The organism is Bradyrhizobium sp. 956_D2_N1_4 (genome assembly GCF_052076025.1).
Classification (GTDB): domain Bacteria; phylum Pseudomonadota; class Alphaproteobacteria; order Rhizobiales; family Xanthobacteraceae; genus Bradyrhizobium; species Bradyrhizobium barranii.
In genome coordinates this window covers 3705265-3731811 of the sequence record NZ_CP197237.1, presented here as the reverse complement: position 1 = coordinate 3731811, position 26547 = coordinate 3705265, and the positions used below count along the sequence as shown (strand labels likewise).

The following is a 26547-nucleotide window of genomic DNA, read 5'->3' as shown; positions in this document are numbered from 1 at the left end:
TCTGCTTTCGGGCAAATTGCTACCAATCCGCGCTCGTTGTCCTGACAATGAGTGCAGCTAGCGCGCTACGGCGCGGAAGGCCCGGCGCGGACAACACCGGTGTTTCTGCTATAGTGCGATGTTCGAACTTGCGGGGCGGCTGCTTCAAGGGTTGAAATCATGCACAGAGCATCTGGATCATTACTACTTGCCTTCGTTTTTATTCTATTTGCTCCGCAAGTGCGGGCGCAGCAGATTCCGGCCGAAACCGTTCAGGGAATGCTTGCGGCCCAGATACGCACGCAAGGCTTCACTTGCGAAAAGCCACTCGGCGCAAAGAAGAACACGAAGGCGTCTCGACCTGATCGCGACGTTTGGGTTCTTAGATGCAGCAACGCCATGTATAAGATCACGCGGGTTCCCGATATGGCGGCGAAGGTCGAACCGCTGCCGTGAGCTCGGTGGTCTCTACGGGACCAGCGCCATGATGGACTTGTGCCGGTGTTTTGCCCGACGTCTCAAACGTCCTAGCGGCGAGGGCTCAAGCCATGCCTCACGGTCGCCTTAGCTTCCGCTGATGCCGACCAGACGCGGGCGGCGGTTTGCGAGCGGGTTCTCGGCTGGCAGGGCGCGCAGCCAGTCGCGGAAGCTGACGATCTCGGGGCAATCCGCGGTGCCTTCAGGCGCGATCAGCCAATCACCGAGGCCTGATCCCTCATTGACCCGGTCGCAGCGATAGCCCGGATAGCGGCCGAGACCGCGGGCGATCAGCAGCTCGACCTTGCCCTCGACCAACTCGTGCAGGCCGGCCGGCTGCAGCACCCGCAAACCGATCTCCGCATGCGCGCTGCGAAACTCCGCCAATTCGAGCCGGCGCAGGTCGAAGCTGCCATGGACCCCCAACTGCAGCAGCACCGCGCCCGCCGGCTTCAATTGCGAGGTCGCCTCCGCAATGTGGCGAAAACCTTCGGAGACCCCGGGCAGATAGGCCTGACCGGCCGCGGTGAGAATGAGCTGCTTATGCAGCCGCTCGAACAGCTGCACGCCGAGGCGTGCCTCCAGCGCCTTCACCTGCTGTCCCACGGCGGCAGGTGTCACGTGCAGCTCGTGCGCGGCCAGCTTGAAGCTGAGATGCCGGGCGGCGGCCTCAAAAGCGCGGAGCGCGTTGAGCGGGGGAAGGGCGTAGGTCATCGCACCGCAGTTTGACACCGATGGGCCTTGGCCTTGCAATAGATTTTCTTGCGCTGAACCGCAGCAACAATGCTTTGATCGGCGCCGTCATCGCCGGATACGGTCGGCCCGCAATCCGGAGACCCCCCATGCCCCGTCGTTTAGATCATCTCGTCATTTGCGTCCGCGATCTGGAACAGGCCGCGCTGGATTGGCAGCGGCTCGGCTTCAACCTCACGCCGACCGGTGTGCATCCGTTCGGAACCAGCAACCGCCTGGCGCAGTTCGCCGACAATTTTCTGGAGTTGCTGGCCGTCACCGACAATGCGTTGGTGCCGCCAGCCACGCCGGGCCATTTCAGCTTCGCGGCCCACAACCGCGATTTTCTTGCGACCGCCGAGGGAATGTCGATGCTGGTCTTGCACAGCACCGACGCCCATGCCGATGCAGTGCGTTTTAGGGCCGACCGCATCGGCGACTATGCGCCGTTCGATTTCGGCCGCGACGCGGTGCTCCCGGGCGGAGGCACGGCGCGCGTCGCGTTTTCGCTGGCCTTTGCCACCGATCCCGCCATGCCCGGGATCGCGTTCTTCACCTGCCAGCAGCGTCACCCGCCGGAACTGTTCTGGAAGGCGCAGTATCAGCGTCATCCCAACGGCGCGCTCCGCGTGGTCGAGGTGGTGATGTCGGCGGCGGAGCCGGCGGCGCATCGCGATTTCCTCGAGCGCCTCACGGAAGGCACGGCCGAGCTTGCGCCGGGGCGGCTGACGATTGGTGAGCGCGGCAATCATATCACCTTGCTTGGCCCGTCCGAGCTGGCGCGCCGGTTACCGGGCCTCGCGAACAGCGCTTCGCCGCGCTTTTGCGCGGCGCGTCTGGCGGTCGCTGATCTGGATGCGACAGGGCGAACACTGAAACACAACGGCGTCGGCTTCGCGATGACCGGTGCCGTGCTGTTGGTGCCACCCGCCACCGCGCATGGTCTGGCGCTCGAATTCGTCGAACAGGAGGCAAACTGACATGGCTCACATCGTCAACCACAATCCCGCAACGGTCCATCCTCCCGCCGGCGGTTACAGCATGGGACTTGAATTGACGCAGCATCGCCGCCTGTTGTTCGTCAGCGGCCAGGTGCCCGAGAAAACCGACGGCACCGTGCCCGAAGGTTTCGAGGCGCAATGCGCGCAGGCCTGGCGCAACGTGATCGAGGTGCTCGCCGCCGCGGGGCTTGGCGTCGAGCATCTGGTCAAGGTCACCACGTTCCTGACTGACCGGACTCAAGTCGTGACCAACCGCACCATTCGCAGCAAGGCGCTCGGCGAGCATCGACCGGCGCTGACGGTCGTGGTCGTCGAGACCGTTGACAGCAAATGGCTGCTGGAGATCGAGGCGATCGCCGCGGAATGAAGCCGGCTTCGCCAACCTTGCAATGAGCCGTCAGGTGTCCAATGGCTGAGATGATCCATCCCTTCTACCAGACGCATCGGAACGCAATGGAGGCCGCCATGCGCGAGCGGCTCGACCTTGCCGAAGCGATGCTGCGCGAGCGCACTGATCTCACCGACATCGACGGGATCAGGCGGGAGGTGATGGACGAATTCGAGATTGTCCTCACCCAGATGCCCTATGTCGGCGGCGCGGCAAGCCGCATGAGCGATTTCTTCATGCGCCTCATGGGTTTTATGGCCATCAGCCGGGTGCTGCGCCGACATGGCGTGCCGGTACCTGTGATTGGCGAGATCGAGCGAGACACCTACAAGGCGCAATTGCTGACTGCGCCCGAGGCGGAGCGTCTCGCCTCGGGGCGGCAATTCATGTCGCCGGAGAACCAGGCCTTGCTGCGCGAGCAGGCGGCAAGGAGCGTCGCAAAAGCTCATCAGGAAGAGTTTCCGGAAGACTTCGTCTACGATTTCGTAGAGCCGGGTCCGCAAGACAGATTCGAATTCGGCATCAACTACAAGGCCTGCGGCTTCTGCAAGCTCGCAGCGCGCCACGGGGACAAGGACATCCTGCCGAATATCTGCGGCCTCGATTTCGTCGCCTACGCAGCGCGCGGCATCCGCCTGGAGCGCACACAAACATTGGCGGGCGGCGCGAGCCACTGCAATTTCCGCTTCTCGCGGCTCCCGCCGGATGAGGCCGTGAACCCATAAATCGGCCGCGCTCACGGCTCGCGAAAGTCCGCTATGCCTCGGTGGCGATCAAATTGCGCATCGCGTGCCTTGAGCCAAATCAAGGTAGAACTTCAGGCCGGCCATATCCTCAGTGCTTGCCGACGTGGCGATGCAAAGTCGTTGCGGTAGTGTGCCCGTCCTTGCGCTGGATCACGACATTGCAGGGAGATCGCCGATGATGGAGCCGCGCAATCGAGTTGTTCAAGTCAGCCTCTTCGGTGATCCCGAGAGGCTGGAGGTGGTCGACGCTCCCTTGCCGACCGCCAGCCGGGGCGAGCTGCGGGTCCGTGTACTTGCGTCGAGCCTCAACTACACCGAGGTGTTGATCAGGCGCCATCTATACCCGCAAACGATGAGCCTCCGGCCGCCGTTCGTAATGGGCTACGACGTGGTCGGGACAATCGACCAGCTCGGTGAAGGCGTGCACGACTTTCGGATTGGCGACCGCGTGGCCGACATGACGGTGGTCGGGTCAAACGCCGACTATCGAACGCTTCGGGCGAACGACGTGGCCCGCGTGCCGGAGGGCGTAGACGCGGCGGAGGCGGCCACGTTGATCTTGAGCTGGACGACCGCGTACCAGCTTCTGCACCGCGCGGCCCGGGTCCAGCGAGGCCAGCGCGTGCTCGTGCACGGCGCCGCCGGCGCCGTCGGCCAGGCGCTGCTCATGCTCGGGAGACTGGCCGGCATCGAGCTGTGGGGCACCGCGCGCGGCGAGCACATGGCGCTCGTCCGAGAGCTAGGGGCAACGCCGATCGACTACCAGCATGAGGACTTCACGCGGGTCCTGCCGGGCGGGTTCGACGTTATCGTCGACGGCGTTGGCGAAGACGGCTATCGCCGCTCATACGCGGCGCTCAAGCCAGGCGGCCTGCTCTGTGCCATCGGTTTCTCGGCGAGCGTGCAAGCGCAGCGTCGCATGCTCCCTATCGTGATGGAGATCGCGCGCCTTTACCTGTGGAGATTGTTGCCCGGCGGCAAGCGGGCCCGGTTCTACTCGGTAAATGCCATGCGGGCGCGACATCCCACCTGGTTCAAGGAGGACTTGGAGCGGCTGTTCGGGCTTTTGGCCACGGGTGCCATCCGGCCGCGCATCGCCGAGCGGATCTCCTTCGACGAGGTCGCCGATGCTCACCGTCGCCTCGAGACTGGTGGCCTCGAGGGCAAGCTCGTGCTGTGCCCGGACCTCTCGTCGCGACACAACCAGCGCGCCGCCTGAGACGGCGCTCCAGACATGTATCCGCGGGTAGATTCCTGGATTGCTTCGCTGCGCTCGCAATGACGGAGTTTGGGTCGCGGTCCTGAGCCCATCGGCCTTAAAGGCACGGCGCCATGACGACGTTGTGCTCCTGTTTTGCCCGACGTGTCAAACCTCTCTGCGACAAAGACTCAAGCCAATCGAAACCGGATTCTTCAATGATTTGTACTGTGCATGGGGTTGTTTTCGCGTTTTTGTTTTGAGGGCTGCCTACTCCGCCGCTTTTTCCCTGAGCCGCTGCGCGTAGACGTTGATGACCAGCGCCGCCAGCAGGATCAGGCCGCGGATCAGGATCTTCAGGAAGCTGTCGATGTTGACGTGGTCGAGGCCGTTATTGAGGACGCCGAGAACGAAGAGCCCGACGATGGTGTTGCCGATGCCGCCGCGGCCGCCGAACAGGCTGGTACCGCCGACGACGACGGCGGCGATGGAGTCGAGTAGATAAGTGTCGAACTCGTTCTGCTGCGCGCTGCCGAAATGGGCGACGCCGAGCATGCCGCCGATGCCCGAGCACACCGCCGAGATCACCATGACGGCGCCGAGGATGAGCTTGACGTTGAGGCCGGAATATTCGGCCGCTTCGCGGTTGCCGCCGACCATGTAGACGTAGCGGCCGAAGCGCGTGTAGGTCAGCACCAGATGGCCGCCAAGCAGCATGATGGCCGCGACGATGACGATCCAGGGGATGCCGCCGATCGAGCCCGAGCCGAGCGTGGTGATCAGGCCGGGCACCTTGTAGGCGATCTGGCCGCGCACCAGCAGCGCCGAGACGCCGGCCGCGATCTGCATCATCGCCAGCGTCATGATGAAGGAGGGGATACCGATCACGGTCAGGCCGAGCGCGTTGACGAGGCCGAGCAGCGCGCAGAGCAGGATCGACAGGATGATCGCGACCGCGCCGGGCAGGGGGATGTTGGCGATGTTGACGTAGGATTCCTGCAGCGTGAAGTAGGCGACCGCGATGCCGGTGACGTTGGCGATGCTGGCGACCGAGAGGTCGATCTCGGCGCAGAGGATCACGAAGGTGAGGCCGACCGCGATGATGCCGGTCACCGACACCTGCGTCAGGATGTTGCCGAGATTGTCCAACGTCGCGAAGGAGGGGCTGGCAAAGGCGAAGAAGGCGGAGAGGAAGATCAGGGTGAGGAACGGCGCGATGTTGCGCATCTGCGAGCGCAGGAAGGGCGCAACGCCGCGCGGCCGCTGACCTGCCGCCAAAGCCGTCTCACTGCTCGCCATGGTGCTTCTCCGTCACGCCGCTTCCAGCAGGCGGTCCTTGCTGACCGGCTCGTTCTTGAATTCCCGCACCAATGCGCCGCGCTTGAGCACGAGGATGCGGTCGGCCAGCGACAGCACCGTTTCGGGCTCGGTCGACAGCACGATGACCGCAAGCCCCTTGGCGCGGAGATCGCGGACGATGTTGATGACGTCGTTCTTGGCGCCGACATCCATGCCGCGGGTCGGCTCGCACAGCACCAGCAGCTTCGGCGGATAGGTCAGCCATTTTGCCAGCGCGACCTTCTGCTGATTGCCGCCGGAGAGCATACCGAGATCGAGGCCGACCACAGGCGGCCTGATCTGCAGCTGCTCGACCTGGCGCTTGGCGATGTCGCGCTCCTGGGCCGGCTTGAGCAGCAGCGACGAGATGCGGTCGAGAATGCTGATCGAGATGTTCTTGTAGACCGGCTCCTGGTGAAACAGCATGGCGCGCCGGCTCTCCGGCACCAAAGCTACGCCGGCGCGCCGGGCCGCCGCCGTGCTGGCGAAGGTTTTTGGCTTGCCCTCGACGGCGAGCGTGCCGCCGTCCGGCTTCAGCTTGCCGAACAGGATGCGCGACAGCTCCTGCTGGCCGCAGCCCATGAACCCGTAGATGCCGAGCACCTCGCCGGCGCGCGCCTCGAAGGAGATGTCCTTCAGACTGCGGGCCAGAGACAATTGGTCGACCTTCAGGACCACGGAGCTGTCGCTCGGCCGTGGCAGCATGAGGTCATCGGTGTAGCTGTGCTCGAGCGCTTCGCCGCCGCGGCCGATCATGGCCTCGATCAGCGCGCCCTTGCTGGTCGCAGCCGCCGCGGTCTCGGCGACCTTCCGGCCGTTGCGGAACACGGTCACCGTGTCGGACACAAGCAGGATGTCCTCGATGAAATGCGAGATGAAGACGATTGCAGTGCCTTCCTCGCGCAGCCGCCGCAGCGTCGCGAACAGCCGCTCGACTTCGGGCGGGGAGAGGGCGGAGGTCGGCTCGTCCAGGATGATGATGCGGGCGCCGGAGAACAGCACCCGGGCGATCTCGATCAGCTGCTGGAGCCCGATCGGGAGGTCGCCGAGCCTGGACATCGGATCGACGTCGATGCCGAAGCGGGCGAGCTGCTCGCCGGCCTCGCGCGCCATGCGCCGCCATTGCACGAGGCCGAACCGGTTGGTCGGCTGATTGCCCAGGAACACGTTCTCGGCGACCGTGAGATCGGGTGCGACGCTCAGCTCCTGATGTACCATGGCGATCCCGGCCGCGTGCGCATCGCGGGCGGAGCGGAAATGCGTCTCCTTCCCGTCGATCAGGAAGCGGCCGGAGAATTCGCTGTGCACGCCGGCGATGATCTTCATCAGCGTGCTTTTGCCGGCGCCGTTCTCGCCGACGAGACCGTGGATCTCGCCGGGTGAGAGCGCGAAGTCGACACCACGAAGCGCCTCGACGCCGCCGAAGCTCTTCGTGATGCCTTGCAGTTCCAGGATGGGCGAACGAACCTCAGGCATGGAGGCTCAGATCAGGAAGTGATCCTGCATCCACTGCATCCCGGCGGCGTTGGCCTTGGTCACGACCGGGCCGTCGGTGACGACGTTCTTGGGAATGCCCTGTCCGCTCTTCTCGCCGCCGACCACGGCGGAAACGCCCGCGATGATCGCGCCGCCATGGATGCGGCAGGACGGATTGCGCACGGTCGCGTACATGCGGCCTTCGCTCACCGCCTGGATCGCCGGTGGCATCGCATCGACGCCGCCGATCAGGATGTTGGTGCGGTTGCGCGCCTTCATGATGTTGGCGGCGGCGAGCGCCATGTCGTCATTGTGGAAGAACGCCGCGTCGATCTGCGGATATTTGGTCAGATAGGTTTCCCACAGCCGCGCGGTTTTCGACACGTCCCAGTCGGCGGGTTGGGTGTCGAGCACCTCGATGTTCGGGAACTGCTTGACGACGGTGTTGAAGCCCTTCGCCCGGCCTTGCGCGCCGGTATGGCCGAGCGCGCCTTGCGTCATGATGATCTTGCCTTTGCCGCCCATGGCGTTGCACAGCGCCTGCGTCACCGAGGCGCCCATGAACTCGTTGTCGGGGGCGAGGAAAGAGTGGACGTTGATCTGATCGAGCGGCGCGATCAGCGTGTCCATGTCGATCACCGGCGTGCCGGCATCGATCATCTTCTGCACGGGCTGGGTGAGGGTGCCGATACCGAAGGCCTGGATCGCGACGAAGTCCCACTTTTGCGAGGCCATGTTGTCGATCGCCGCGCGCTGCTTCACCGCATCGAGCTGGCCATCGAACCAGGTCACCTCGACATTGAACAGCTTGCCCCAGAATTCCGCCGCCTGCTTGCCCTGGGCGCACCAGGTGGCCTGGAGGCCCGCATTGGAGAAGGCCGCCTTCAGCGGCTTCTCGGATCGTCCGACCTCGGCTGCAAGGGCGGGGTTTATGCCCATGCTGCCGAGAAGGGCAGTCGCGGCGCCGGCGGTCGCCGCCGCCTGAAGAAGATCGCGCCTCGTCGTCGAGAAATCTTTCGTCCCGGACATCGCTCGCTCCCATAAAATTTTCGTCGGCGCGTCATTGATTGCGCGACCGATGTCCGAAAGTCTCTCACAAGAGTTCCTGCCACTCAATCTGCAATCGATCGCGAGATCGCCGCAGCTCGTGTTGGTGCAGCGCAAAGCGTCAGGCCGGAATAGTGGCGAAGGCGTCGATCTCGACGAGCAGCTGGTCCCAGGCCTGCGCGATTTCCGGCGACCACTCGTCGCCGAGCAGGTCGCGCAGCGCATCCCTGATGACGGCGAAGAACGCGATGAACAGGTCGCGCGGGGTGCCGTAGCCATCGTGCGAGGCGACCTCGCAAGCGATCAGCCTGAAATGGCCCCGACGCTCACCGGCGAAGTCGAGGATTGCCTCGATCGTCAGCGCAAGCATCGATCCCATCACCAGCTCGCTGCCCTGCGAGCGGAACATGGTCTGCGTTTCGGGATGCTGTTCGAACAGCCGCTGGTAGACGAGTGGCGTGAGATCCGCGCAACGCGAGGCCGCGAGTTCGAAGCTGTTTTCGATTGGATTAGAGGGAGCGCTCATCGGCATCGAAGCCATGCGGGCAAAAGAGCCTTGCGGGCAAAAAAAGAGCGGGGCCCTAGCCCCGCTCGAAAATTGTGTCGACCCTATTATCCCCGATTCTAAGATTTGCTCTTGATTGACGGGGCGACGCTGCGTTTTGCGCGCCAGGGGCTCCTCCCGAGACTTGGACCACCAGACTTCGACCTCGCGGCCAGCCTGAGCAAGAGGGATGCTAGATCAACTTTTCTCACTTGTCATCATTTTCGGCAACGATTGTTCAAAATTAGAGCAGCTGACGAAATGATCGGGCTGTTCACCCCGTAACTGTATGACAAATATAAGAAATCTGTGGACGGGGCGGGTTGCCGGACTGCCTCAAATGCCGGACGTCCCATCCCGTGGGGCGGCAGGAGCACAGTTTTCGAGAAATTTGCGCTGCGCCAAGAAGCCGGCGGAACTGACCTCGACTCAGGTCTCGGCGAGGTGTTTAGTTCGTAGGCGAACGAATGGCTCGGCGGATGCGCGCACGGCTGCAAAAATTCCTACCCCTGGTCCTGCTCGCTTTGGCGATGCAGGTGCTGGCGCCGATTGCCGCCTGTCTGGCGGCCGGCCAGGCCGTGGCCGATCCGTTGTCTGCCGGCGTCATCTGCCACAGCGCCAGCGAGCAGGGCGGTCTGGACGACCAGACCGGCGCGCCGACCGCACATGGCGCCGCGTGCGCGCTGTGCTGCCTGGCGCAGGCAGGCGCATCGCTCGATTCGCCGCCGCACGTTGCGCTCGCCATTCCCTTCCGCCACGCCGCGCGCGTGGTGTGGCATGCGGCGGATGTATCCGCCGTCGCGATCCATAAGGGCACAAGCGCCCAGGCGCGCGCACCACCTCAATTTTCCTGACGACCCCCGTGATTGCCGCGGTCCGTCCGCTGGCGATCGATGCTGTCGAAGGGCCGGAGAGAAAGCCGGCGTCAGGAATGCCCCATGTTACGTTGTCATGCCCGCCGTGGCGTGAGCGTCGTCGCGGTCCAGGCCGCGCTGCTTGCGTCGTCGAGCGGAGTCTTTGCCCAAAGCACCAACTCGGAGCTGCCGGCGGTTACCGTTGAGGCGCCGCAGACTGGCCGTGCCAAACCAGTCACCCGGCCTTCGCGGCCGCGATCCGCTTCGGCCGGCCGCGCAGCGAGGCCCGTTACGCCGAGTGCGAGCGTCGGCGCGTCGGCCCCAAACCGGGCCGTGACGGCCAGCGCTGCGCGAGCCGGTCTCAATCAGGCGCCAACCGGCCAGACCGAGACGACCATCTATCGCAGCCAGTTCGACAACCGGCCGGCGGTTACCGTGGCCGACGTGCTGCGCGAGAGCCCCGGCATATCGGTGAAGCAGGGCAACGGACCCCGCGATATCGGCATCTCGATCCGCGGCTCCAACGCCCGCAATGGCTTCGGCATCCGCAATCTCGTGATCTTCGACGACGGTTTTCCGGTGACGCAGCCGGACGGCCTGTCGCGCAGTGACCTGATCGATCCGCGGGCCTACAGTGCGATCGATGTGATCCGCGGCCCGTCGTCGGCGCTCTACGGCAACTATGCCACCGGCGGCGCGCTCAATTTCCGCACCCGCCCGGGCGGCTCGATCGATGGCGCCGAATATGGCGTCGATGGCGGCAGCTACGGCTATCTCAACAATTATCTCGCGGCCGGCAAAAAGGTCGGGAACTTCGAGGGCTCGCTGTTCGCAAGCGACACGCGAGGCGACGGCTATATCGGCAATAGCTGGTTCAATACGCAGACCGTCAACTTCCTCGGCACACTCAAGGCGACGCCGGACGATCGTTTCACGGTCAAGATCATCAACAACGACCTCAGCGCGCGGCTGCCGATCCGGCAGTCGCTGAACCAGTACTATCAAAATCCCTTCCAGCAGGGCTGCGCGACCGGCGTCGCGGCCGCGCCCGGATGCGGCACGGTCACACTGTTCAACAACGGCTTCAATGCAACCGCTGGAACCGACAAGGAGACGGCCGTGCAGGCCGGGCTTGGCCGCAACGACCGCCGCACCATCGTCGGCGGCCGCTGGGAGCACGATTTCGACAACACCACGACCTGGCGCAACCAGTTCGTGTTCGACGACAGGAACATCAATCAGCCGACCGGCACGACCAGCGCGATCGGAGATTTTCCCTCGTACAATTTCATGAGCGACGTCACCAAGCGGGGCGAGATTCTCGGCCTGGAATCGACCACGTTCTTCGGTGCCTTCTACAACACCCTGACGGCCTCGAGCGACACGCGGAACGTCATGCCGGGGGGCAATGCCACACTCGGCAGTCTGTCGAGCAATCTTTATAGCCAGACGACCAATTACGGCGTTCGCGCGCGGGAAGAGCTCAAGCTGACGACATCCTTGACGGCTGTCGCAGGCATCGGCTGGGAAACTACCGTTCTCAAGGGGATCAACACTGCGTATGCGTACGCTGGCCCCACTGGCATTACCACGACGACGCTGACGACCGCGGACAGGCAATTCCAGAACACTGCGCCTGAACTAGCGTTGCTCTATACGGTGAACAACGAGTGGGTGCTCAGGGGGCGGGTTGCTACGGGGTACGGCACTCCGCAGGTTTCGAACCTGTTTGTCCTGCCGAGTGGGCTGTCGGGCAACAATACCCAGCTCCAGGCTCAGAAAAATCTGGGCTACGACCTCGGTTTCGACTGGACACCGAACAACACGCTCAAAGTCAGCGCGACGGGCTTCTACGAGTTCTTCCGCGACGAACTTGTATCGCAGGCAACACCTGTCAATTCACCTAACCCGAGCTACACGTTCAACGCGCCGCGCTCGGAGCATCGCGGCATCGAGCTTGCGGCCGATTGGAAGTTCTATCCGGGCTGGAGGTTCATGGCGGCGTACACCTACCTCGACGAGGTCTATACCGAGTATGTCGAGAACATCACCAATGGCGCAGTGTTCAGCTTCAACCGGGCCGGCAACAAGATCCCCGGCATTTCGCCCAACGAGCTGACAGCCCGCGTTGGCTACGACGAGTTTGCGGGGCCACTGGCAGGTCTCGGTGGCTTTGTTGAGGTCCAGTGGAAGGACTCCTTCTACATGGACAATGCAAATCTGTTGAAGGCGCCGGGTTATGAGCTGGTCAATCTGAACGTCCACTACAAGACCGATCTGGTGTCCGACACTTTCAGATCCCTGAACCTGTTCCTCGAAGTCAGGAATGTTTTCGACCGCACCTACGTCGCGTCGGCAAACAACATCGCCAATACGGTGACGGCGGCCGGCCTTCAAAATCCTGCGAGCGTGCTCGCAAACACGACGGGATCGATCTACGCGGGCTCGCCGCGCCTGTTCGTTGCGGGTGTGAAGGTGGCATTCAGATGATCCGGGCTCTCGAAGGGAATAGGGCCATGGTCCGAAGTGGCTTGCTTGGGATAGTCGCTCTTGCATTCCTGCAAGGGGCGGCGCTCGCGCAGATGCACGGCCAACATGCCTCCGAAGCGGCGTGCGAGGAGCCGACGCTGCGCTGCGCAACCAAGGTGACGCCCGCATTCGGACCGGACGGAACGCTGTGGCTGGCCTGGATGGCGGGCGGGCAGGTGTCGGTTGCGAGTTCGCCGGATGCGGGGCGCAGTTTCTCGGCGCCCACCCAGGTCACGACGAAGCGGCTGAACCTTGATTGGGGACCGGATGCGCGGCCTAAGATCGTGGTCGACCGCAAGGGCGGCATCGCGCTCGCATTTTCGATCTTCAGGGATGAGGCCTTCAACGGACAGGTGCTCTACACGCGATCCAGCGACGGCGGGAAGAGCTTTGCGGAGCTGAGGCCCATCACCGCCAACAATGAGAGCCAGCGCTTTGAGGCGCTGGCGCTCGATCAGGACGGAACGGTCTTTGCGGCATGGCTGGACAAGCGCAATCGCGTTCCCGCGAAGGAGGCGGGACGGAGGTACGAGGGAGCGGGGCTGTTCTTCGCCTCGTCGCGCGATGGCGGCGCCACCTACGCGGAGGCGAAGCTTGCGCGTGACAACACTTGCGAATGCTGCCGGTTGGGGCTGACATTCGCGGCGCGCGGGCGGCCGGCCGTGATCTTCAGAAATATCTTCGAGGGCGGCGTGCGCGATCACGCGGTCATGACCTTCGCCGACGTCTCGACTCCGGGGGAAATCCATCGGGTCAGCAATGACGACTGGCAGATCAACGCCTGCCCGCATCACGGACCGAGCCTCACCGTTGCGCCGAACGGGACCTATCACGTCGCCTGGTACACGAACGGCAAGGCGCGCAAGGGACTGTTCTACGCCCACTCGCGCGACGAAGGCCGCACCTTCTCTGCACCCATGGCGCTGGGGCAGCCGGGCCGCAATCCGACGCGTCCTTACGTGCTCGCAAGTGCTGTGGGAACGGTGATGGTCTGGAAGGAGTTCGACGGCGAGAAGACCTCGGTCCAGATGATGATTTCCCGCGACGATGGCGAAAGCTGGTCGCCGCCGAAGACGATATCGAGCACGACCGACACATCCGATCATCCCTTGCTCGTTTCCAATGGCCAACAGGTCTATTTGTCATGGATGACGAAGGCGGACGGCTATCGGCTCACAGCAATCGAGGACCAGCCATGAGACGTCGATTTGCAGGCATTCTGGGTCTGGGTCTCCTGATCGCGTCAACGGCTACGCTGGGAGCAGCGCCGGCCCTGAAACCGTTCGAGCGCGGCACCTGGCAAGGCGTCGTTAGGGGGCATGCGGGCCGCCCGACGCTCGTGCATTTCTGGGGCGTGACCTGCGGGCCCTGCAAGGTCGAGCTGCCGCTGCTCGGGCAGTTTGCGAAGGACCATCCCGGGATCGACGTGGTCACGATCAGCGCCGATCTCGTGCCGAACTTGCCGGCGGCAACGCAGTCGATGCTTGACAAGGCGGGGTTGTCGTCGACCGAGAACTTCATCTTCAACGACGGTTTTGTCGAGCGTTTGAGGTTCGAGATCGACCCCACCTGGCAGGGCGACATTCCCCGGACCATGCTCATCTCCCGGGACGGGACAATCACGACGATCGAAGGCTCGGCCGAGATGGCCGATCTCGAAAAATGGTCGGGCCAACAGCTCGCCACACACTGAAATTCAATCTGCAAACGGGAATACCGATATGAAGACCATGTTCAAAGATCTGCTGCTCGCGGCGTTCGCTCTCGCGCTCTGCGCAGCACCAGCGGCGGCCGAGGACGTCAAGGCCGGCGATCTCGTCATCTCGCAGGCCTGGAGCCGGGCGACGCCGGGCGGCGCCAAGGTCGCCGGCGGCTATCTCACCATCGAGAACAAGGGGACAACGGCGGACAGGCTGGTCAGCGTTTCCGCCGACATCGCGGGGAAGACCGAGGTTCATGAGATGGCGATGGACAACGGTGTGATGAAGATGCGTCCGCTCGACAAGGGGCTCGTGATCGATGCCGGCAAGACGGTGAAGCTCGCGCCCGGCGGCAATCATCTGATGCTCCAGGAGCTGAAGGGTCCGTTCAAGCAGGGTGACAAGGTACCGGTGACGCTGGAGTTCGAGAAGGCCGGCAAGGTCGCCGTCTCCCTCGACGTCCAGGGCGTCGGTGCGCAGGCGCCCGGCGACGGCGGGCACATGATGAAGAAAATGCCGGATCATTCGGGAATGAAGATGTGATGAAACAGATCAAGTCTCCGATGACCTCGCCTCGAAATTTCGCGGGCCTTGCGCTCGCGATGGCTGCCTTGCTGTCGGTTGCCGCGACACCGCTTGCGGCGGCGACGGACGACGACAGCTTCTTCACGCACCTGCACACCGAGAAGGCGATGGCCAACGTCACGGTCTCGCCGGGGCGCGCCGGCCCGGTCGAGATCGCCATCCAGCTCGAAACCACGGACGAGACGCCGCTCGCGGCGAGAGCCGTGTCGGTGACGCTCGTGGACACGCAGTCCGGGCGGAAGCTCGCGCCGGTCGAGGCTTCGCGCGACGGCGAGGACAGCTGGCACGTGAAGGTCGCGCAATTGACGCCCGGACGCTGGATGCTGGGTCTCGGAATTTCGATCTCCGAGGCCGATCATGTCAGTGTGGAATCGCCGATCCTGATCAAGTGACGATGTCGAAGGGACCAAACATGTCGAAGAGATCCTGCCTGTTCCTGATCGCCGCGCTGGCCGCGTCGCCTGCTGCGGCGCATATCACGCTCGAGACCAAGCAGGCCACGGTTGCTTCCTACTACAAGGCCGTCTTCGCCGTGCCGCACGGCTGCGCGGGTTCGCCCACGGTGAAGATCAGGGTGCAGATTCCGGAAGGCGTGATCGCGGTGAAGCCGATGCCAAAGGCGGGCTGGAGCGTTGACGTCGTCGAAGGCAAGTACGCCAATGAATACGACTATCACGGCAACAAGCTTGCCTCCGGCGTCAAGGAGGTGGCCTGGTCCGGCGGCAAGCTGCCGGATCACAATTACGACGAGTTCGTCATTAGCAGCTTCCTGACCAACAGCCTGAAGCCGAACACGACGCTGTATTTCCCTGTCGTCCAGGAGTGCGAGACCGGCGTCAGCCGCTGGATCGAGATCCCGGCGGACGGGGAAGGGCATTCGCATGAGGGCAAATCGCCGGCACCCGGCGTGAAGCTCCTGCCAAAGCCCTGATGCGCCTGCTCGCCGCGCTCGCAACACTCTTCTGCGTTGTCGGATTCACGACCGGCGCGTCTGCACATGCGGCGCTGGTCGCAGTCGAGCCCGCAAGCGGCAGCATGCTTGCGAGCGCGCCGAAGGCGGTGGAGCTGCGCTTCAACGAGGCGGTAACGCCGGGCGCAATCCAATTGATCGACGGCGCCGGCAGGGCGAGGGACGATGCGCGCGTCAGTGCGTCTGGCGAAACGATCTCGGTCGCGATGCCGCCAGACCTGCCGCAGGGCACTGCGGTCGTCAGCTATCGCGTGATCTCGCAGGACGGCCATCCCGTCGCGGGATCGGTGATCTTCTCGATCGGCATGCCGACGGGGACGCAACCTCCCGCCAATGCCGATCGCGGGTTGAACGTGCTGATCTGGCTTGCGCGGGTCGGTCTTTATCTCGGGCTGTTCGTCGGTGTCGGAGGCTTGTTCTTTGCGCGCTGGGTTGCGTGGTCGACGACGGGCATGACCGTTCCACGCGTAGCGCTCGCCATCGGCATTCCGAGCGCCGCTGTCTCTCTCGGGGTGTTAGGCCTGGATCTTCTCGGGCTGCCGCCAGCGGCTCTCGCGACGGCCGCCCCCTGGAAAGTCGCGTTCGCGACCAGCGCCGGCCCCGCGCTGCTGGTTGCGATTGCCGCGATGCTGCTCGCGTTGATTGCGCTGCGCAGCGCATGGTATGCGCGCGCTCTTGCGATCATCGCGCTGGTCGGCGTCGGTCTGTCGCTTGCCATGACCGGGCACGCCGCAACGGCCCCGCCGGAGGCGTTGACCCGGCCGGCGATCTTTCTCCACGGCCTCGGCGTCACCATCTGGATCGGTGCTCTCGCGCCGCTGGTCGCGCTGGTGTCGAGTCCGACGACTGCGACGCTTCCCGTCGTGAACCGCTTTTCCCGCATCGCTGCGCTGGCGGTCGGCGTGCTGGCCTTGACCGGCCTCGCACTCGCGATCGTTCAGCTCGAAAAGCCGGTCGCGCTGGTCGAGACCCGCTACGGACTCATCCTCTCGATCAAGCTTGCATTGGTCACGGGATTGCTGGCGCTCGCCGCGCTCAATCGGTTCAGGCTGACACCGGCCCTGGCCCGGGACGGGAATGGGACGCCCGCGCTCAAGCGCTCGATCCTGCTGGAAGGCGCGATCGCACTCGCCATCCTTGCCGTCGTCGCCGGCTGGCGCTTCACCCCGCCGCCGCGGACGATCATTCCCGAGACGCCTTTGGCGATCCACGTCCACAGCGACAAGGCGATGTTCCAGGTTCTGGTGTCTCCTGGGAAACCCGGCGTCGACGATTTTGTGCTCCAGCTCATGACCGGCGAGGCCACGCCGCTGATCGCGAAGGAGGTGACGCTGACCCTGAGCCTGCCGGAGCGCGGCATCGAGCCGATGGAGCGGGGCGCCTCGCTCGAGCCGGACGGCTACTGGCATGTGCGCAAGGTCGAGCTTCCCTTCGCCGGTCGCTGGCATGTGCGGATCGACGCCCTGGTGACCGATTTCGAGAAGGTCACGCTGGAGGACGAACTCGATGTGGGGCTACCTTAAAGCGTGCCGGTGCAGTTCATGCTGAACCTGAAGGCAACGGAAAAATGACAGGAATTCCGCCGCCTTAGCGGCTTTTCCTCATTCCCGGTCTTGTGTTTTCGCTCCCAATCCGCTTTCACTGCAGGCGATCACTGATTCCCAGAGTATTGCCATGCGGTTGTCGCGATTCTTTCTGCCCATCCTGAAGGAAAATCCGAAAGAGGCGGAGATCGTCTCGCATCGGCTGATGCTGCGCGCCGGCATGATCCGGCAGGAGGCGGCCGGCATCTATGCCTGGCTGCCGCTCGGCTTCCGCGTGCTCAAGAAGATCGAGCAGATCGTGCGCGAGGAGCAGGACCGCTCCGGCGCGCTGGAACTGTTGATGCCGACGCTCCAGCTCGCGGACCTCTGGCGCGAGAGCGGCCGGTATGACGCCTATGGTCCGGAGATGCTGCGCATCGCCGACCGCCACAAGCGCGAGCTGCTGTATGGGCCGACCAACGAGGAAATGATCACCGAGATCTTCCGCGCCTACGTCAAGTCCTACAAGAACGTGCCGCTCAACCTCTATCATATCCAATGGAAATTCCGCGACGAGCAGCGTCCGCGTTTCGGCGTGATGCGTGGCCGCGAGTTCCTGATGAAGGACGCCTATTCCTTCGACCTCAACGAGGCCGCAGCGCGCGTCTCCTACAACAAGATGTTCGTCGCCTATTTGCGCACCTTCGCGCGGATGGGGCTGAAGGCGATCCCGATGCGCGCCGAGACCGGCCCGATCGGCGGCGATCTCAGCCACGAGTTCATCGTGCTTGCGGAGACTGGTGAATCCGGCGTTTTCATCAATCGCGACGTGCTGGACCTGCCGGTGCCGGGCGAGGACGTCGACTATGACAGCGACCTGACGCCGATCATCAAGCAATGGACCTCGGTCTATGCGGCGACGGAAGACGTGCACGACGCCGCGCGCTTCGAGCAGGAGGTGCCTGCTGACAAGCGGGTGAACACCCGCGGCATCGAGGTCGGGCAGATCTTCTATTTCGGCACGAAATATTCCGACGCGATGAAGGCGCTGGTTGCGGGCCCCGACGGTGTCGATGTGCCGATCCATGGCGGCTCCTACGGCGTCGGCGTCTCGCGCCTGTTAGGTGCCATCATCGAGGCCTGCCATGACGATGCCGGCATCAAATGGCCGGAGGCGGTGGCCCCGTTCCGCGTGTCGATTCTCAACCTCAAGCAGGGCGATGCCGCGGTCGATGCGGCCTGCGAGAAGCTCTACGCCGAGCTCACCGCCAAGGGCGTCGACGTGCTCTACGACGACACCGACCAGCGCGCGGGCGCCAAATTCGCCGCCGCCGACCTGATCGGCATCCCCTGGCAGATCATGATCGGGCCGAAGGGCCTCGCCGAGGGCAAGGTCGAGATCAAGAAGCGCAGTGACGGCTCCCGCGAGACGATGTCGCCTGCGGACGCGGTCGCCCGGCTGGTCGGCTGAATATTGTTCATCGCGCGATATCGCGGCCGCCAATCCGGCCACAATTGACCCCGAATCATGGGATTATCGAGCGATGGATGAGACCATGACCGAGACCAAGCAAACCGCGCCATTTGCGCCATTCGAGTGGATGCTGTCGGCGCGCTATCTGCGGGCGCGCCGCAAGGAGGGATTCATCTCGGTCATCGCCGGGTTCTCCTTCCTCGGCATCATGCTCGGCGTGGCGACGCTGATCATCGTCATGGCTGTCATGAACGGCTTCCGCAAAGAGCTGCTCGACAAGATTTTGGGCCTCAACGGCCACATCCTGGTGCAGCCGCTGGAATCGCCGCTGACCGACTGGAAGGACGTCGCCGACCGCCTCAGCCAGGTCCAGGGCATCCGGCTCGCAGCGCCCGTGGTCGACGGCCAGGCGCTGGCGTCCTCGCCGTGGAACGCCTCGGGCGTCCTGGTGCGCGGCATCCGCTCCGATGACCTCAACAACCTCACCTCGATCGCCAAGAACATCAAGCAAGGCTCGCTCGAGGGCTTTGACGACGGGCAGGGGGTGGCGATCGGCCGCCGCCTCGCCGACCAGCTGTCGTTGCATGCCGGTGACAGCGTGACGTTGGTGGCGCCGAAGGGCGCAGTCACCCCGATGGGCACGACGCCGCGCATCAAGCCCTACAAGATCGTCGCGGTGTTCGAGATCGGCATGTCCGAATACGATCTCGGCTTCGTGTTCATGCCGCTGGCCGAAGCTCAGGCCTATTTCAACCGCAGCAACGACGTCACCTCGATCGAGGTGTTCACCACGAACCCCGACAAGATCGACGCCTTCCGCAAGGCGGTGACGGAGGCCGCGGGCCGGCCGGTGTTCCTGGTCGACTGGCGGCAGCGCAACTCGACCTTCTTCAACGCGCTCCAGGTCGAGCGCAACGTGATGTTCCTGATCCTGACCATGATCGTGCTGGTCGCCGCGCTCAACATCGTCTCCGGCCTGATCATGCTGGTGAAGGACAAGGGCAGCGACATCGCGATCCTGCGCACGATGGGCGCCTCGCAAGGCTCGATCATGCGCGTCTTCCTGATCACGGGTGCCTCGATCGGCGTGGTCGGGACGCTGGTCGGCTTCTTCGTCGGCCTCGTGATCTGCCTCAACATCGAGTCCATCAGGCAATTCCTGTCCTGGCTGACCAGCACCGAGCTGTTCTCGCCGGAGCTCTACTTCCTGTCGAAGCTGCCCGCCGAGATCGACGTCGGCGAGACCACGGCGGTCGTCATCATGGCGCTGACGCTGTCGTTCCTTGCGACGCTGTACCCGTCGTGGCGCGCCGCGCGCCTCGATCCCGTCGAAGCGCTGCGGTACGAGTGAGGGGCTGATGGAGAGCCAGCAGGGGGCGGAAGATGTACCGGTCATTTATCTCCACGAGATAAAGCGGCAGTACTTGCAGGGCGAGGTGCCGCTGACGATCCTCGACAACGCCAAGCTCGCGCTGTGGGCCGGGCAATCGGTGGCGCTGGTCGCGCCGTCGGGCTCGGGCAAATCGACGTTGCTGCACATCGCAGGGCTGCTTGAAGCACCCGATTCCGGCGAGGTCTACGTCAACGGCGCGCCGACCTCGCAGCTGCCCGACATCGAGCGTACCCAGCTCCGCCGCACCGATATCGGCTTCGTCTATCAGTCGCACCGGCTGCTGCCGGAGTTCTCGGCGCTCGAGAACGTGATGATGCCGCAGATGATCCGCGGCCTGAAGAAGTCGGAGAGCGTCAAGCGCGCCAAGGAGATCCTCGGCTATCTCGGCCTCGGCGACCGCATCACCCATCGGCCCGCGGAACTGTCGGGCGGCGAGCAGCAGCGCGTCGCGATTGCGCGCGCGGTCGCCAACGCGCCGCGCGTGCTGTTCGCGGACGAGCCGACCGGCAACCTCGATCCGCACACGGCCGATCACGTCTTCCAGGCCCTGATGCAACTGGTCAAGGCGACCAAGGTCTCCATGCTGATCGCGACCCACAACATGGAGCTCGCCGGCCGCATGGACCGGCGCGTGTCGCTGTCGAACGGCCAGGTCGTCGAGCTCGAATAATAAAAACTGCGAAAACAACCCCATGCACAGTAGCCGGCCTTGGCCGGCTACGATCGGGGGTGACGCCTTCCAGCCATTTGACATGTCGAGCCTATCGGCTGCGACGGCGCATCGCCGCAGCGGCGGGGCCGTTATGGCCTGATCACCGTCAATCTGAACGGCCCGCCATTCGCTGCGGCGTGTTCCACCGCCTCGTTGACGTGGTCGAGGTCGAACGCCGTCGCCTCGTATTCGTCGAGCCGCAACAATCCCGCGCGCACCAGCGCGATCAGGCGGCTCGCCGCATCCGGCGGATACATCCAGACGCCGTGGATGCTGATGCAGTTGCGCATGATCCAGGGGTAGGGCAGATCGAGGCCCGCGCCGCCCGCCATGCCGACGCCGCCCATCAGCACGACGCGACCGTAAGCGCGCACCGTCATGATCGCCGCGCGTACGACGGTCGTGCTGACCGAGGGCGGCATGATGTCGAATACGCAGTCGATCGGCCCCGGCGCGGCGCGCTTCATGCTTTCGCAGTCGTCGCTCTCGTTGCCGGTGAGCTTCACCGGCTTCACCCGATCGCCGAAGCGGCGGACGAGGTCGGCCAGAATCCTGTCGTTGCGACCGGGCGCGACCACGCAGGCCGCGCCCATCGCGAGCGCGACGGAGACGGCCGCGCTGCCGAAATTGCCGGTGGCGCCGCTCACCAGCACGGTCTCGCCGGGCTGAAGGTTGGCGGCGAGGAAGCCGCCATAGGGCACCAGCGCCGTCCCCAGCGCGCACCATTGCGAGGCTTCCGCGGACGTGATCGCGCCAAGCCGCTTCACATTCTCGGTCGGCACGCGCATCCGCTCGGCATAGGAGCCGTGGCGAAAATGCCGTTGCAGGCGCATACCGCCGGGGCCGGCGGCCGTGAGCCCTTGCAGGGCGATATCGGGCGCCACGATGTCATCGCGCGAACGCACCGTCGGGTCGCAGAACACCCAGTCGTCAACGGCGAGCTTGGTCGCGTCCGGGCCGATCGCGCACACCCGGCCGATGCCGCCGGGACCCGGGATGATCGGCAGGTCGAGCGCGTAGTTTCGTTCGCCGCTGAAAACCTCGTTCATGTAGGACAGGACGCGCGTGGCGACGACGTCTACGATGACCTCGCCGGTGCCGAGCACCGGCTCCGGCACATTCTCGATCACCAGCGGCGATCCGAAGGATTTGAGTACGGCAGCTTTCATGATGTTCACCTCAAAGTCGGGTGAAAGGGCATATGCGCCGCCTTGGAAAGGTCAGGAAGGCCTGGTATTATCCTAGTATTACGAAGGCCCTCCATCGGAGCGCAACATCATGGCCGACCCGCGCCGTATCGAATTCGGCGACTTCCTGCGGTCCCGCCGCGAAAAGCTGACGCCGAAGACGGTCGGTCTTCCCGCGGGCAGCCGCCGGCGCACCGCGGGCCTGCGCCGCGAGGAGGTCGCCCAGCTCGCCGGCATCGGTGTCGACTGGTACATCCGTCTCGAGCAGGGGCGCACCGTCAGCCCGTCGGTCACCACCGTCGATGCGCTCGCCCGTGCGCTGCGGCTGAGCAAGACCGAGCATGCGCATCTCAAGGCGCTGGCGCGCGACGGCGACAAGCGGGCGTTCACGCGCGAGATCGTGCCGCCGCCGATCCTGCGGCTGATCGAGAGCCTGCCGCATCCGGCCTATATCACCGGGCGGCGCTGGGACGTGCTGGCCTGGAACGAAGCCGCCGAGCAGGTTTTTGCGTTCGGCCGGTTACCGGAGGAGGATCGCAACACGATGCTCCTGATGATGACCAACAAGCAGACGCGCAAGGCTTACGGCGCGGGCTGGGCGGAGGTCGCCAAGCGCATGGTCGCGATGTTTCGCGCCACCCACGACGTCTGGGCCGGCGATCCCGCCTTTGCGGAGTTGCTGACGCGGCTGCGGCAGGGCAGCCCGGAATTCGTCAAATGGTGGGAAGCCCACGAGATCCGCAGCACCGCCTCGGGCCTCAAGACGATGTCTCATCCAACTCTGGGCGTGCTCCATTTCGAGCACACGAGTTTTCAGGCCAACGACGATCCCGCGCTGAAGCTCGTGATCTATACGCCGGTCGGAGCGTAGAACGCAGTCATCAGATCGGGAAGGCCACCGGCATATGTCCGGCGGCCTCCGCGCTTATTGTGGTTTGCGGGGCGGCGCCCCGACTAGAGATCGATGCTGACGGCGATGTTGCGGCCCTGCAGTTCGGCAATCTTCATTCCATCAGCCTGCAGCTGCGCGAACTCCGGGTCCTTTGCCACGGCCTCCTGCACCTTGCCGTAGACTTCCCAATTGGAGTAGCGCGTCGTAACCAGCAACTCTCCTGCCCAGTGACCGGTGTGGAAACGGGAGAGCCGAAGAAACTCGGCACCGTGTTTTTCAAAGATTTTCTTCGCCTGCCGGATGATCTGGACCGTTTCCTCGACCTTGTCGGTTTTGAAGCGAGTAAATTGAACGATCGGCATGGGCTACCTCCATAGCTGTGTAAACTGTCCAAGAGGCATGTATCGAGCGACATTTGAGGAGCGAACCTCCCGTTCGATCTCGATGAAGGTTCGTCTTCGGCGGCGTGATCCTGGTTCAGGCTTCGCGGCGGAATCAACTCTGCCCTTTCTCGGGCGCTTTAAATGCGCCGCGCGTGCCTTGCCCAGCCGGGCTCCCTTGGCATTGTCATTGCTGCCGGCCAACGGTTTCACTATCGACCCGCTTGATGGCGGGTGGATTCCACACGCCGGTCAATGCCTCCGACTTTGGCGCATAAAGACGCATGGTGAGGTTGAACGGGCTTGTGGGCGCGGGCAGCCAGTTGGCTTCGCGATCGCCGCCCGGATTGTCATTCTGGACGTAGAGCGTGAGCGATCCGTCGGCGTCGCGCTTGAACGGCATCCAGCTGCTCACCGCAAAGCGATTGAGTGGATTGGCAACCTGGAAGCCTTCATCGTCATACAGGGTGATTGACCAGAATGCCTCGACCGGCGGCACCGCGTCCTTGGCAAAGCGGACGATGTATTTGTTTGCGCCGTCGAGCGGCTTGCCGTTTTCATCGCCAACACTGTTCGGGTAGATCGCGTCCTCCGGCAGATTAGCGCCGAGTCCGAGCTGCGCGACGATCGCGCGCTTCAAGTAGTAGTTACCGTAGACGCCCATCGTGTCCGTGTTCATGGACCAGTGATTTGTGACGCGCGCCAGCGTAGGGACTTTCCATGCCATCAGTTTTTGCGCCTGAGCCGGCGCATCCTCGATAGCTTTCCGTATCGTCGCATCGGCTTTGGTCATATCGAACGTCTTGCCCGGTTCGAGCCCTATCCGCGCCATGCGCGCGATGATCGGCTCATCTGTGATGTGTGGCGGGTGGACCTTGGATAGCTCCGCCGCATAGGCAAAAAACTTATCGCCTGCCATCGTGTCGACTTGCAGCTTCGGCGGCGTCTTGACGTCAACGTTGGGATCGATGGTCTGTGTCACGGCGACCGGGGGCTTACCCCACCCAGATAGCGGTGTGATCTTGTACCCCTTCTGCACCTCGTGAACCGGAGCATAGTCGGCAGGACCATCGGTCTTGGTGCGGCCGATGATCCAGACATAAGGCGTCGGCGCGTCGATACGTGCGAATCCCGCCGGCACGTTTCCGTTCCAGCCCGGCGGCACGACCAGGAAATTCGCTGCCTTGGTGCCTGTCGTACGCCATCCCGGCGACGCGAACACATCGGTCCACATGTCGAGCATCGGCAGCAGGTAGTAGCGGCCACCGGTATCGGGAACCGAAACGACCATGGGTTCGCGGGTCAGGTCGAGCCAGGCGCTCGAATACAGCGTGTCGAAATTGGGCCGCACCACCGCCTTCATGTCTGCGGTCGGGTAGGCCTGGATATTGTCGAACGTGTTCGGAGGACCGCCTATTGCCGCAGTTTTGGGATCGGAATTGATGAGCTGCTTGCGCGTCAGGTCCATCGTCACGAGCGGATAGAAGTAAACATAGGCCTCCGCAGCGATCGCTTGTGCCTCTTCCGCAGAAATCGATTGAGCGGCGCTCGGGGTCGATGTCGACACGATGAGACTCAAACCCGACAGGATCGCAGCAAGCGACAACAGATGCTTTTGCATAAGGGTTCTCCAGAAATTCGCTGCATTGGCCGAGTGGGGCGATGTAGTGCCGCCACTGCGGGTGTTTTCCTATTCCCTCCAACTCAGGCAAAGGAGGTTGAGCCAGCTAAGCGGCGAAGCGCCGCGTTCTGGTTGATCTAGATCAAGGGACGTCCGCCGACGGGTCACGAGCGGCGTTGCTCTGACGGATCGCTGCGCTCCGCTTGGCCCTCAAAAGCTGACGCCAGGCGATCGTGAGCCGACGCCCGAGACCGGCGTTTAGATGACGAGCTTCAGCGCCGGATCGTCATTGGATTGCAACCTCGTGTGCTCGAAATGGAGCAGCCCTTCATCCGATGATTCATCGTCTTGAGGTCGGACGCTGACGATGTGAGCCCATCTGCCGAGAATAGCTCGATGAATACTCCGGCGTTTGCGCGCGGCCGATTGTGATAGGCACAGGGATCGTCACGTTGCCCGGTGAAATACGGAGTGGCGATGCGGGCGAGGGCGCGGCCGACGGACGCGCGACGGCGCGATCGGGCGATTGTCGCCGATGAGCTTGCGGCGAACAGTCGCGGCTTGTGACCTATGACAAACGTCTGCGGCCTCAGAGTGGTGTTCGCGGCGAAGCGCGATCGAGTGATCGCAATGCACGCTGGTGGGCGGAGTTGCTGATTGTACCGAGGGACTCGTGGTGCTACGTTTGAGCACGTCATTCCGTTTCGGTTTGATGCGGCGGGCGATCGGGCTTACGGACCGCCGCCCGTTCATTTGAAGTTGGAATAGTTGAGCCAATCGTGTCCCGCCTCCGGCCCCCCTTTTGAGTGCGGTCGGACGATGTTTTTCATTGGCCTCCGTTCTTCCCATTGACTCGGAGGCGGGCTTTTTTCAGTTGAACTTTGCAGCAAGTCGATCTTCGACATGTGCATTCTGACAAGCCACGCGGATCGTGCCGCACCACATCACCATCTGAACGCGAGGTGGGGCAGCCATTGCTTGATGGTTGCATTGCTCTGTGCCGCTTCCTTGTTTCAGTTCGCGCCCAGGGCGTGGGGACAATGCTCGGCGCGCGACGTGTTACAGAATCAACTGAAACTCGGCAAAGTTCGTGCAGTTGATTTGCCGCAAAAACTCATCGGGTCCGCCCGCGACGTTCCGACTTGGAAGACGATTGCGGTCGGCACTTTTGGCAACTCCTTCGCGTTGCGCAATGCATTGGATGCCGTGGGTTGCAATATCGGCGGGTTGGCCGCGGAAGTTCTCGCTCGACCGGCATTTACCGTCAGTTCTAACAAGATGGACGTGGAGCTTTTGGTGGTATCCGCGGTCCAGCTCGGCTTCAAAACCGATAGCGTGCCTCTGGCCGTCATTTACGCGCGGGCCCGACAACTCGGCCTTGAACTTGCTGCCGCGGAGGTCGGTCCGCAATTGCGCCTTCAATATCTTGATCAGCCCATGGGCGAATTCCTCATCGTGGGAATGCAGCCGATCAAGACGTGGAGCGGAGAGCCCGTGGTTCTCAACGTGGCAAATGGCGGAGCCGGATTGATCCTGATCGGCCAGGACGGCCGAGATGACGCTGAAATACCGGCGACCTCCCGTTTTCTTTTCGTGCGGCCGCCTGACCTTAGCGGCGGAATCGCGGCCGCTCTGCTGCCACCATGAAGACGAACAACCAAGTTTCGAGCAGCGCTGACTGCGGAGAAAATTCCTTGCGTCAGATCAAGGGAGATTTCCTGTCCATGGAGAACAACGAGGCTGCCGGCTCAAATGCAGCGGCGTCGGGAGTTCACGGGGATGGAGGCAAGCCTCGTCTCAA

General features: G+C 63.6%; 26 protein-coding genes. 18 read left to right on the top strand and 8 right to left on the bottom strand.

The features are described 5' to 3' along the window. Positions 1-159: 159 nt before the first annotated feature. Positions 160-435, top strand: a complete 276-nt coding sequence (locus AB7535_RS17490) for a hypothetical protein (protein WP_167767920.1) — start codon at positions 160-162, stop codon at positions 433-435. A 108-nt stretch (positions 436-543) separates the two neighbouring features. Here the strand turns inward: AB7535_RS17490 and AB7535_RS17485 are convergent, their stop codons facing one another. Beyond that, on the bottom strand, positions 544-1170 hold the full coding sequence (locus AB7535_RS17485) for a LysR family transcriptional regulator (protein ID WP_135213845.1): 627 nt from the start codon (positions 1168-1170) through the stop codon (positions 544-546). 20 nt (positions 1171-1190) lie between these two features. Here AB7535_RS17485 and AB7535_RS17480 point away from each other — a divergent pair, with 20 nt between their 5' ends. From AB7535_RS17480 to AB7535_RS17465, 4 genes are all read left to right on the top strand, one after another. Further along, the gene (locus AB7535_RS17480) at positions 1191-2168 is read left to right on the top strand and encodes a VOC family protein (protein ID WP_244623056.1); all 978 of its coding nucleotides are present in this window, start codon (positions 1191-1193) and stop codon (positions 2166-2168) included. 1 nt (position 2169) lies between these two features. Continuing rightward, the gene (locus tag AB7535_RS17475; RefSeq protein WP_135213844.1) at positions 2170-2556 is read left to right on the top strand and encodes a RidA family protein; all 387 of its coding nucleotides are present in this window, start codon (positions 2170-2172) and stop codon (positions 2554-2556) included. A 41-nt stretch (positions 2557-2597) separates the two neighbouring features. Continuing rightward, positions 2598-3302, top strand: a complete 705-nt coding sequence (locus tag AB7535_RS17470) for an L-2-amino-thiazoline-4-carboxylic acid hydrolase (protein WP_439036701.1) — start codon at positions 2598-2600, stop codon at positions 3300-3302. A 196-nt stretch (positions 3303-3498) separates the two neighbouring features. Continuing rightward, positions 3499-4542 (top strand): medium chain dehydrogenase/reductase family protein, encoded by a 1044-nt coding sequence (locus AB7535_RS17465; protein ID WP_439036700.1) that lies wholly within the window; start codon positions 3499-3501, stop codon positions 4540-4542. Positions 4543-4791: 249 nt separating this feature from the next. On the opposite strand, the gene AB7535_RS17460 is transcribed toward AB7535_RS17465, so the two are convergent. From AB7535_RS17460 to AB7535_RS17445, 4 genes are all read right to left on the bottom strand, one after another. Further along, a complete protein-coding gene (locus tag AB7535_RS17460; RefSeq protein ID WP_135213843.1) occupies positions 4792-5820 on the bottom strand; it encodes an ABC transporter permease in 1029 nt (342 codons plus the stop codon). Between the two features lie 12 nt (positions 5821-5832). Then, on the bottom strand, positions 5833-7335 hold the full coding sequence (locus AB7535_RS17455) for a sugar ABC transporter ATP-binding protein (protein ID WP_135213842.1): 1503 nt from the start codon (positions 7333-7335) through the stop codon (positions 5833-5835). A 6-nt stretch (positions 7336-7341) separates the two neighbouring features. Continuing rightward, complete coding sequence (locus AB7535_RS17450) at positions 7342-8364, bottom strand: sugar ABC transporter substrate-binding protein (RefSeq protein WP_135213841.1); 1023 nt, start codon at positions 8362-8364, stop codon at positions 7342-7344. A 139-nt stretch (positions 8365-8503) separates the two neighbouring features. Next, a complete protein-coding gene (locus tag AB7535_RS17445) occupies positions 8504-8908 on the bottom strand; it encodes a globin (RefSeq protein ID WP_166096975.1) in 405 nt (134 codons plus the stop codon). 497 nt (positions 8909-9405) lie between these two features. Between AB7535_RS17445 and AB7535_RS17440 the strand changes: the two genes are divergently transcribed. The 11 genes from AB7535_RS17440 (at position 9406) to AB7535_RS17390 (ending at position 20624) form a co-directional block, all read left to right on the top strand. Next, positions 9406-9780 carry a DUF2946 domain-containing protein gene (locus AB7535_RS17440; RefSeq protein ID WP_175618088.1) on the top strand — a complete coding sequence of 125 codons (375 nt, stop codon included), beginning with the start codon at positions 9406-9408 and terminating at the stop codon, positions 9778-9780. An 84-nt stretch (positions 9781-9864) separates the two neighbouring features. Then, positions 9865-12270, top strand: a complete 2406-nt coding sequence (locus tag AB7535_RS17435; protein ID WP_439036699.1) for a TonB-dependent receptor domain-containing protein — start codon at positions 9865-9867, stop codon at positions 12268-12270. Positions 12271-12296: 26 nt separating this feature from the next. Further along, on the top strand, positions 12297-13508 hold the full coding sequence (locus AB7535_RS17430; RefSeq protein WP_135213838.1) for a sialidase family protein: 1212 nt from the start codon (positions 12297-12299) through the stop codon (positions 13506-13508). Beyond that, positions 13505-14002 carry a TlpA family protein disulfide reductase gene (locus AB7535_RS17425; RefSeq protein ID WP_135213837.1) on the top strand — a complete coding sequence of 166 codons (498 nt, stop codon included), beginning with the start codon at positions 13505-13507 and terminating at the stop codon, positions 14000-14002. The genes AB7535_RS17430 and AB7535_RS17425 overlap by 4 nt, the downstream gene beginning before the upstream one ends. A gap of 28 nt (positions 14003-14030) precedes the next feature. Next, positions 14031-14552, top strand: coding sequence for a copper chaperone PCu(A)C (locus AB7535_RS17420; RefSeq protein WP_135213836.1), 522 nt, complete (start codon positions 14031-14033; stop codon positions 14550-14552). Continuing rightward, complete coding sequence (locus tag AB7535_RS17415; protein WP_071913414.1) at positions 14552-14986, top strand: hypothetical protein; 435 nt, start codon at positions 14552-14554, stop codon at positions 14984-14986. Before AB7535_RS17420 ends, AB7535_RS17415 begins: the two co-directional genes overlap by 1 nt. Before the next feature lie 20 nt (positions 14987-15006). Next, the gene (locus tag AB7535_RS17410) at positions 15007-15525 is read left to right on the top strand and encodes a YcnI family copper-binding membrane protein (RefSeq protein WP_135213835.1); all 519 of its coding nucleotides are present in this window, start codon (positions 15007-15009) and stop codon (positions 15523-15525) included. Further along, positions 15525-17087, top strand: coding sequence for a copper resistance CopC/CopD family protein (locus AB7535_RS17405; protein WP_135213834.1), 1563 nt, complete (start codon positions 15525-15527; stop codon positions 17085-17087). Before AB7535_RS17410 ends, AB7535_RS17405 begins: the two co-directional genes overlap by 1 nt. Before the next feature lie 151 nt (positions 17088-17238). Next, the gene (gene proS, locus AB7535_RS17400) at positions 17239-18558 is read left to right on the top strand and encodes a proline--tRNA ligase (protein ID WP_135213833.1); all 1320 of its coding nucleotides are present in this window, start codon (positions 17239-17241) and stop codon (positions 18556-18558) included. A 73-nt stretch (positions 18559-18631) separates the two neighbouring features. Further along, positions 18632-19912 carry a lipoprotein-releasing ABC transporter permease subunit gene (locus AB7535_RS17395; protein WP_014494909.1) on the top strand — a complete coding sequence of 427 codons (1281 nt, stop codon included), beginning with the start codon at positions 18632-18634 and terminating at the stop codon, positions 19910-19912. 7 nt (positions 19913-19919) lie between these two features. Beyond that, complete coding sequence (locus AB7535_RS17390; RefSeq protein ID WP_028153958.1) at positions 19920-20624, top strand: ABC transporter ATP-binding protein; 705 nt, start codon at positions 19920-19922, stop codon at positions 20622-20624. A gap of 131 nt (positions 20625-20755) precedes the next feature. Here AB7535_RS17390 and AB7535_RS17385 read toward each other — a convergent pair whose 3' ends face one another. Beyond that, positions 20756-21835, bottom strand: coding sequence for a zinc-binding dehydrogenase (locus AB7535_RS17385; protein ID WP_167767919.1), 1080 nt, complete (start codon positions 21833-21835; stop codon positions 20756-20758). A gap of 109 nt (positions 21836-21944) precedes the next feature. On the opposite strand from AB7535_RS17385, the gene AB7535_RS17380 reads away from it, so the two are divergent. Continuing rightward, complete coding sequence (locus AB7535_RS17380; RefSeq protein WP_085400303.1) at positions 21945-22724, top strand: helix-turn-helix transcriptional regulator; 780 nt, start codon at positions 21945-21947, stop codon at positions 22722-22724. Between the two features lie 83 nt (positions 22725-22807). Here AB7535_RS17380 and AB7535_RS17375 read toward each other — a convergent pair whose 3' ends face one another. Next, positions 22808-23107: a hypothetical protein gene (locus AB7535_RS17375; protein WP_063983013.1), complete on the bottom strand. Its 300-nt coding sequence runs from the start codon at positions 23105-23107 to the stop codon at positions 22808-22810. Positions 23108-23312: 205 nt separating this feature from the next. Continuing rightward, positions 23313-24746: a DUF1254 domain-containing protein gene (locus AB7535_RS17370; protein ID WP_135213831.1), complete on the bottom strand. Its 1434-nt coding sequence runs from the start codon at positions 24744-24746 to the stop codon at positions 23313-23315. 981 nt (positions 24747-25727) lie between these two features. On the opposite strand from AB7535_RS17370, the gene AB7535_RS17365 reads away from it, so the two are divergent. Further along, positions 25728-26393 carry a hypothetical protein gene (locus tag AB7535_RS17365; RefSeq protein ID WP_441279796.1) on the top strand — a complete coding sequence of 222 codons (666 nt, stop codon included), beginning with the start codon at positions 25728-25730 and terminating at the stop codon, positions 26391-26393. The last annotated feature ends 154 nt before the right edge of the window (positions 26394-26547 follow it).

Bases quoted from the DNA above. Each gene is read 5' to 3' on its own strand.
- AB7535_RS17450 (WP_135213841.1), bottom strand. From the start codon at position 8,364: ATGTCCGGGACGAAAGATTTCTCGACGACGAGGCGCGATCTTCTTCAG.
- AB7535_RS17480 (WP_244623056.1), top strand. From the start codon at position 1,191: ATGGGCCTTGGCCTTGCAATAGATTTTCTTGCGCTGAACCGCAGCAAC.
- AB7535_RS17455 (WP_135213842.1), bottom strand. From the start codon at position 7,335: ATGCCTGAGGTTCGTTCGCCCATCCTGGAACTGCAAGGCATCACGAAG.
- AB7535_RS17425 (WP_135213837.1), top strand. From the start codon at position 13,505: ATGAGACGTCGATTTGCAGGCATTCTGGGTCTGGGTCTCCTGATCGCG.
- AB7535_RS17485 (WP_135213845.1), bottom strand. From the start codon at position 1,170: ATGACCTACGCCCTTCCCCCGCTCAACGCGCTCCGCGCTTTTGAGGCC.
- AB7535_RS17365 (WP_441279796.1), top strand. From the start codon at position 25,728: ATGGTTGCATTGCTCTGTGCCGCTTCCTTGTTTCAGTTCGCGCCCAGG.
- AB7535_RS17430 (WP_135213838.1), top strand. From the start codon at position 12,297: ATGGTCCGAAGTGGCTTGCTTGGGATAGTCGCTCTTGCATTCCTGCAA.
- AB7535_RS17490 (WP_167767920.1), top strand. From the start codon at position 160: ATGCACAGAGCATCTGGATCATTACTACTTGCCTTCGTTTTTATTCTA.
- AB7535_RS17420 (WP_135213836.1), top strand. From the start codon at position 14,031: ATGAAGACCATGTTCAAAGATCTGCTGCTCGCGGCGTTCGCTCTCGCG.
- AB7535_RS17395 (WP_014494909.1), top strand. From the start codon at position 18,632: ATGGATGAGACCATGACCGAGACCAAGCAAACCGCGCCATTTGCGCCA.
- AB7535_RS17435 (WP_439036699.1), top strand. From the start codon at position 9,865: ATGTTACGTTGTCATGCCCGCCGTGGCGTGAGCGTCGTCGCGGTCCAG.
- AB7535_RS17390 (WP_028153958.1), top strand. From the start codon at position 19,920: ATGGAGAGCCAGCAGGGGGCGGAAGATGTACCGGTCATTTATCTCCAC.
- AB7535_RS17470 (WP_439036701.1), top strand. From the start codon at position 2,598: ATGGCTGAGATGATCCATCCCTTCTACCAGACGCATCGGAACGCAATG.
- AB7535_RS17440 (WP_175618088.1), top strand. From the start codon at position 9,406: ATGCGCGCACGGCTGCAAAAATTCCTACCCCTGGTCCTGCTCGCTTTG.
- AB7535_RS17475 (WP_135213844.1), top strand. From the start codon at position 2,170: ATGGCTCACATCGTCAACCACAATCCCGCAACGGTCCATCCTCCCGCC.
- AB7535_RS17460 (WP_135213843.1), bottom strand. From the start codon at position 5,820: ATGGCGAGCAGTGAGACGGCTTTGGCGGCAGGTCAGCGGCCGCGCGGC.
- AB7535_RS17405 (WP_135213834.1), top strand. From the start codon at position 15,525: ATGCGCCTGCTCGCCGCGCTCGCAACACTCTTCTGCGTTGTCGGATTC.
- proS (WP_135213833.1), top strand. From the start codon at position 17,239: ATGCGGTTGTCGCGATTCTTTCTGCCCATCCTGAAGGAAAATCCGAAA.
- AB7535_RS17370 (WP_135213831.1), bottom strand. From the start codon at position 24,746: ATGCAAAAGCATCTGTTGTCGCTTGCTGCGATCCTGTCGGGTTTGAGT.
- AB7535_RS17375 (WP_063983013.1), bottom strand. From the start codon at position 23,107: ATGCCGATCGTTCAATTTACTCGCTTCAAAACCGACAAGGTCGAGGAA.
- AB7535_RS17385 (WP_167767919.1), bottom strand. From the start codon at position 21,835: ATGAAAGCTGCCGTACTCAAATCCTTCGGATCGCCGCTGGTGATCGAG.
- AB7535_RS17465 (WP_439036700.1), top strand. From the start codon at position 3,499: ATGATGGAGCCGCGCAATCGAGTTGTTCAAGTCAGCCTCTTCGGTGAT.
- AB7535_RS17415 (WP_071913414.1), top strand. From the start codon at position 14,552: ATGAAACAGATCAAGTCTCCGATGACCTCGCCTCGAAATTTCGCGGGC.
- AB7535_RS17445 (WP_166096975.1), bottom strand. From the start codon at position 8,908: ATGAGCGCTCCCTCTAATCCAATCGAAAACAGCTTCGAACTCGCGGCC.
- AB7535_RS17410 (WP_135213835.1), top strand. From the start codon at position 15,007: ATGTCGAAGAGATCCTGCCTGTTCCTGATCGCCGCGCTGGCCGCGTCG.
- AB7535_RS17380 (WP_085400303.1), top strand. From the start codon at position 21,945: ATGGCCGACCCGCGCCGTATCGAATTCGGCGACTTCCTGCGGTCCCGC.